The 1,341-nt window shown below is 71.8% G+C and carries 1 protein-coding gene; it reads right to left on the reverse strand.

Going from position 1 to position 1,341, the window contains the following annotated elements:
• The coding region (locus ACYVD5_RS12000) for a type I polyketide synthase (RefSeq protein ID WP_461001071.1) at positions 1 to 1,341 on the reverse strand (1,341 nt) is incomplete at both ends.

Raw genomic sequence — 1,341 nt, forward strand, 5'->3', positions numbered from 1 at the left:
GGGGCGGGTGCGCGCGGAGATCGGGACCGGCACCACCGGCAACACCCCCGCATCCGGCTCGGAACCGGGTTGGGGCTCGGTGGCTCCACCGGTTCTGCCGGGCTCGTCCGCCCCGGGTTCATCGGCCGTGCCGGGCGCTTGTTCGATGATGAGGTGGGCGTTGGTGCCGCTGATCCCGAACGACGACACCCCGGCCCGGCGCGGGCGGTCGCCCGGTTCGGGCCATTCGCGGCCCGAATCGAGCAGCCGCACCTGGCCCTGGTCCCAGTCGACATGACCGGAGGGGGTATCGGCGTGCAGGGTGGGCGGCAGGAACCCCTCCTGCGCCGCCATCACCATCTTGATCACACCCGCAACACCCGATGCGCACTGGGTGTGGCCGATGTTGGACTTCACGGTCCCCAGCCACAGCGGGGACTCCGCGGACCGCTCCCCGTAGACCTCAAGCAGTGCGTGGGCTTCGATGGGGTCGCCGAGGGCGGTTCCGGTGCCGTGGGCCTCGACCGCGTCGATGTCGGTGGGCGCGAGCCCCGCATCGGCCAGCGCCCGCCGGATCACCCGCTCCTGCGACGGCCCGTTGGGCGCCGAGAGCCCGTTGCTGGCACCGTCCTGGTTCACCGCCGACCCCCGCACCACCCCCAGCACCCGGTGGCCGTTGGCGCGCGCATCCGACAACCGCTCCAGCAGCACCACACCCACACCCTCGGAGAACACCGTCCCATCGGCACCCTCCGCGAACGCCTTCACCCGGCCATCACGCGCCAACCCCCGCTGCCGACTGAACTGCACGTAGAGATCGGGGTTGGGCAGCACGGTGACTCCACCGGCGAGGGCGAGGGTGCTTTCGCCGCGCCGCAGCGACTCACATGCCAAATGGATGCCGACCAGCGACGACGAGCAGGCCGTGTCGACCGTGACCGCCGGCCCCTCCAACCCCAGCGTGTAAGCCACCCGGCCCGACATGACCGAGGCGGAGTTGCCCGTTACCAGGTAGCCCTCGGCGTCGGCCGATTCCGACTCGGCGCCGTAGCCGGTGTGTGTACCGCCGACGAAGACGCCGGTGGGCGTGCCGCGGAGGGAGGCCGGGTCGAGCCCGGCGCGCTCCAGCACCTCCCACGACGCCTCCAGCAGCAGCCGCTGCTGCGGGTCGATCGCCACCGCCTCCCGCGGGCTGATCCCGAAAAACGCGGAGTCGAACTCGCCCGCCTCCTTCAGGAAGCCGCCGTGGCGCGTGTAGCTGGTCCCGGGGTGGTCGGGATCCGGGTGGTAGAGGTGCTCCAGGTCCCAGCCGCGGTTTTCGGGGAACCCGGTGATCCCGGAACCGCCCCGCACCACCAACTC

It is taken from the genome of Streptomonospora sediminis (genome assembly GCF_054778995.1).